Source organism: Mesorhizobium sp. M7A.F.Ca.US.006.04.2.1 (assembly GCF_004022915.1).
Lineage (GTDB): Bacteria > Pseudomonadota > Alphaproteobacteria > Rhizobiales > Rhizobiaceae > Mesorhizobium > Mesorhizobium ciceri.
Window position 1 is genome coordinate 1 of record NZ_RZQA01000557.1, and the last position, 4339, is coordinate 4339.

Genomic DNA, 4339 nt, shown 5'->3' on the forward strand with positions numbered 1-4339 from the left:
CTCAGTGACGCGGCGGCCCGATCGAGCCGGCGCCGACATCGACGGTGATGCTGCCGGAAATCCTGACATCCGTATCGCCGATCTTGAATGTGCCGTTCTCGCCGGCCGGCAGCGCATCGTCCGGCTCGGGAGCCGGCTTGGCGATGCGGTAGTCGCCGGTCACGCCGGGCAGGGCGCTTTTTTGCGTCGACGGCGAACTGTCCTCTGCAAGAGCCGCGCCACTCACGAGACTGGCAAAAGCGAGCACCACGACGGCGATGACGGGGCGCAGTGGTCTGGAAGGATGAGTGTCGGTCATCCCAGGACTATAGTGGCGCGCCGCCCATGGAACCAGACCGGCATCGTCAAATCTTCGGCAGCCGGCCGGACTCCGCTCCGGCCCTGGCTTACGCCGCCTTTTTGCGCGTGTCGAAAACATGGTCGACGATGCCCCATGCCTGCGCCTCGCGGGCGGTCATGAAGTGGTCGCGGTCCAGCGTGCGCTCGACCTCTTCATAGGTACGGCCGCAATGCTGCGCGTAGAGCTCGGCCATGTGCCGTTTCGTCCTGCCGATGCGCTCGGCATGGCGCTGGATGTCGGAGGCCTGGCCCTGAAACCCGCCCAGCGGCTGATGCAGCAGGATGGTGGCGTTCGGCAGGGAAATCCGGCGCCCCGGTGTGCCTGCCATCAGCAGGAACGAGCCCATCGAAGCGGCAAAGCCCATGCATACGGTCGACACCGGACAGCTGATATATTGCATCGTGTCGTAGATGGCGAAACCACTGGTCACCACGCCGCCCGGCGAGTTGATGTAGAGCGAGATCTCCTTGTCCGGATTGTCCGATTCCAGCGACAAAAGCTGCGCGCAGACCAGCGCCGAGATGTCGTCGTTGATCTCGCCGTTGATGAAGATGATGCGCTCGCGCAGCAGCCGCGAAAAGATGTCGAAGGCGCGTTCGCCGCGGCTCGATTGCTCGATGACCATCGGCACCAGACTGGCAACACCGCTCATTTTTCTTCTCCGATTTTCTATTATGCCGCGCGCAGAAGGCGCGGTGCGTTCGCGGCGATGGGCTTTCCAATTGCGCGCAAACCGAGCGAAAGACGGCAGCCGGCGCCTGCCATGGCGATGGCAGGCATGGCCTTGCGGGCAAAGCCGTCATGGACGACACGCAGATGCGTGCCGCCGGAAACGGTTCGGGCAAGTGTGAAGGTGACGGTACTGTCGAGCGGATCCTGCCTGGCTGCGTCGCCCGGCTGCTCCCGCCAGGAATAGCGCAGCAGCTTCTCGGGTTCGGCGTCGAGGATTTCGCATTCGATCGGCGTGTCCGGCCGGGCGAAGGCGAAACGGTTGCCGATCTCGAGGCTGATGTCGTTCGGCATCATCCAGGCGGCCAGCAATTCCGGTACGGTCAGGGCCCGCCAGACCTTTTCCGGCGGCTCGGCAAGGTCGTACTCGAACTCGAGCGCATCCGCGGCGTCGATTTGGCCCTCGTTGGTCGTTGATCCCGCCTTCTTCATTGATCCATGTCCTTCAAAACCGCCTTCAGCCTTTCGATGCGTTCCGGCCAGAAAGTCCGGTAGCGTTCGATCCAGGAGAGCAAGGGAGCGAGCCCCTGCGGATCGGCGCGGTAATAGGCGTTGCGGCCGGCTCGCCGCTCGACCACCAGGCCGGCGCCACGCAGCACCGCCAGATGCTGCGACACCGCGGGCTGCGACACCGTCATACCGGTGCGCAATTCCGACACGCTCATCTCGCCTGCGGCCAGCCGCTCAAAGACGGCGCGGCGCGTCGGGTCGGCCAGTGCGCGAAAAATCTCTGCTTCGATCATGTCGAAAGCATAAGTGAATACTTATTGATTTGGCAAGCACTGTTTTACGAGATTGTCGGAAGCCAGCGTCTCACCATTCCGGCAGGCCCATCGAACGTCGCCTCGAAAATCGGCGACGCAAGGACGGCGTGGATGTGAAGCGTTCCAGTGCCGGCGTTCTTGAACCCGTGTTTCCTGTTCGCGGGGACAACGAGAGACTGGCCCGATGTCACGACTGTATGCTCATCGTCGATCCACATCTCAGCCCTACCGGCGATAACGGTCAGCACTTCCTCCACGGGATGCCAATGCGTTGGGGCGCCGACCGTGGGCTCGACCCATTGCTCGAATATGCAAAGTTGCGATGCACCATTGCTGGCCGACACATGCATGCGTGTTTCCACACCTGCTCGCCATTGCTCGCGCTGCTGGTCCTCATGTGCGACAGACTTCATTTGATCGCCCCCGGTCAGATCCGATTTCATGGAAATTTCCGGCCGGGACACTACATCTTGCTGACAAACATTGACAGAACGTCATCTGCACCATAGAACGAACAGGGAACAAAAACCTTGTGGGTAAAGGCAGCCACGGCAAGCGGCTGACGCCTGCAGCCTGTAAGGTGCTGCGACAAAAAAATTTGTTTCGGATGAGCGCGGAGAAATATCATGGCGGGTAGCGTCAACAAGGTCATTTTGGTCGGCAACCTCGGCGCGGATCCCGAAATCCGTCGCCTCAACTCGGGCGAGCCGGTCGTCAACATTCGCATTGCGACGTCGGAAAGCTGGCGTGACAAGAATTCCGGCGAGCGCAAGGAAAAGACCGAATGGCACAACGTCGTCATCTTCAATGAGGGCATCGCCAAGGTGGCGGAGCAGTATTTGAAGAAGGGCATGAAGGTCTATGTCGAGGGCCAGCTGCAGACGCGCAAATGGCAGGACCAGACCGGCGCCGACAAGTACACGACGGAAGTCGTGCTGCAGAAATTCCGCGGTGAGCTGCAGATGCTCGACGCGCGCGGGCAGGGTGAAGGCGGCCAGGTTGGCGGCTATGCCGGTGGCGGCAGCAGCCGTGGTTCCGATTTCGGCCAGTCCAGCCCGAGCGAAGGCTTCAATCGCAGTGGCGGCGGTGCCAAGAGCGGCGGCGGTGGCGGTTCGTCGCGCGAACTGGACGACGAAATCCCGTTCTGATCGCAACTGCAGATGTTGTTTTTGGCTTAAGTCAAACATTGCGCCCGAGAGTCCCTCATGGACTTTCGGGGTTTTGCATTGTCGAACTGAACGCCGACATGGCGATCAACGAAATATGGCGAAGGACGAGTTCGATGAAAGCACGCGTAAAATGGGTCGAGGAACGCACTTTCGTCGGCGAGTCCGGTAGCGGCCACAAACTGGTGCTGGGAACCGCGCCCGGACCGGAAGGCAGGACGCCGGGACCGAGCCCGATGGAGCTGGTGCTGATCGGCACCGGCGGCTGTTCGGCCTATGATGTCGTGCACATCCTCGAAAAGGGGCGCGAGGCGGTCGAGGACTGCGTGGTCGAGCTCGAGGCCAACCGGGCGGAAACCGAACCCAGAGTGTTCACCCGCATTCATATGCATTTCGTCGTCAAGGGCAGGCAACTCTCCAGCGACAAGGTGAAACGCGCGATCGACCTTTCGATCGAAAAATATTGCTCGGCCTCCGCGATGCTTGCCAAGACCGCCACGATTACCCACGATTTCGAGGTCGTCGACACGACGGCGAGATAGAGCCGGCTTCGATTCTCGCCGCGTCAGCCTGTCAGCCCGCTATCAGCGCCTTGATGCCGTCGGCGACGAATTGCACGGCCAGTGCTGCCAGGATGACGCCGAGCAGGCGGGTCAGGATCGAGCGGCCGGTCTGGCCGAGGATGCGGTCTATGCGTTCCGACAGCACGAACACCAGATAGGTGATGGCAAGGCAGACGAAGATGATGCCGACCAGCGCCGCCTGCGCCGCGAAGCCTTGAAAGGAACCTGAGAGCAGCACAGTTGCCGAAATGGCGCCGGGACCCGCGATCAGCGGGATTGCCAGCGGGAAGGCGGCGATGTTGTGGATCATGTCCTTGGTGATGGCGACGTCGCCGATCTTCTCCTTGCGGTCCTGCCGGCGCTCGAACACCATTTCGAAGGCGATGAAGAACAGCAGGAAGCCGCCGGCGACGCGGAAGGCCGGCAGCGTGATGCCGAACACCGACAGGATCGAGGCGCCTGCAACCGCAAACAGCGCCATCACCAGGAAACCGATGATCGACGCGCGGACGGAAACCTGCTGGCGCTCCTCGCGGTTCATGCCGCGCGTCACGGCGAGGAACAGCGGCGCCAGGCCGGGCGGATCGATGGTCACGAGAATGGTGACGAACGCGTTGAACAGGCTGTCGAAACTCGGCATCTCTGACCCTCCCGCCGGGCCGTGCCCGTACCAGGATAATTGGTAGAGCAAAGCCCGTTCGGTGGGAACTGTTCGTGAGAAAGTGGTTGATGCCGGCGGGACAGCGGAGGGCGCAAAGGGTCGCGACGCTTTTATTC

At 61.8% G+C, this 4339-nt stretch carries 8 protein-coding genes; 2 read left to right on the plus strand and 6 right to left on the minus strand.

Annotated features, from left to right (window positions below):
* Window position 1: 1 nt before the first annotated feature.
* The 5 genes from EN925_RS25075 to EN925_RS25095 form a co-directional block, all read right to left on the minus strand.
* Window positions 2–298, minus strand: coding sequence for a hypothetical protein (locus EN925_RS25075; RefSeq protein ID WP_063172078.1), 297 nt, complete (start codon window positions 296–298; stop codon window positions 2–4).
* Window positions 299–386: 88 nt separating this feature from the next.
* Window positions 387–992, minus strand: a complete 606-nt coding sequence (locus EN925_RS25080; protein WP_063167934.1) for an ATP-dependent Clp protease proteolytic subunit — start codon at window positions 990–992, stop codon at window positions 387–389.
* 20 nt (window positions 993–1012) lie between these two features.
* Window positions 1013–1501: an SRPBCC domain-containing protein gene (locus tag EN925_RS25085; protein WP_127367158.1), complete on the minus strand. Its 489-nt coding sequence runs from the start codon at window positions 1499–1501 to the stop codon at window positions 1013–1015.
* Window positions 1498–1812, minus strand: coding sequence for a metalloregulator ArsR/SmtB family transcription factor (locus EN925_RS25090; RefSeq protein WP_013531836.1), 315 nt, complete (start codon window positions 1810–1812; stop codon window positions 1498–1500). The genes EN925_RS25085 and EN925_RS25090 overlap by 4 nt, the downstream gene beginning before the upstream one ends.
* A 44-nt stretch (window positions 1813–1856) precedes the next feature.
* The gene (locus tag EN925_RS25095; protein WP_013531835.1) at window positions 1857–2276 is read right to left on the minus strand and encodes a cupin domain-containing protein; all 420 of its coding nucleotides are present in this window, start codon (window positions 2274–2276) and stop codon (window positions 1857–1859) included.
* A 183-nt stretch (window positions 2277–2459) separates the two neighbouring features.
* Between EN925_RS25095 and EN925_RS25100 the strand changes: the two genes are divergently transcribed.
* Window positions 2460–2981 carry a single-stranded DNA-binding protein gene (locus tag EN925_RS25100; protein WP_063167936.1) on the plus strand — a complete coding sequence of 174 codons (522 nt, stop codon included), beginning with the start codon at window positions 2460–2462 and terminating at the stop codon, window positions 2979–2981.
* Window positions 2982–3115: 134 nt separating this feature from the next.
* Window positions 3116–3541 (plus strand): OsmC family protein, encoded by a 426-nt coding sequence (locus EN925_RS25105; RefSeq protein ID WP_127368977.1) that lies wholly within the window; start codon window positions 3116–3118, stop codon window positions 3539–3541.
* Between the two features lie 31 nt (window positions 3542–3572).
* Here EN925_RS25105 and EN925_RS25110 read toward each other — a convergent pair whose 3' ends face one another.
* Window positions 3573–4202, minus strand: coding sequence for a MarC family protein (locus tag EN925_RS25110; RefSeq protein ID WP_013531832.1), 630 nt, complete (start codon window positions 4200–4202; stop codon window positions 3573–3575).
* Between the last annotated feature and the right edge of the window lie 137 nt (window positions 4203–4339).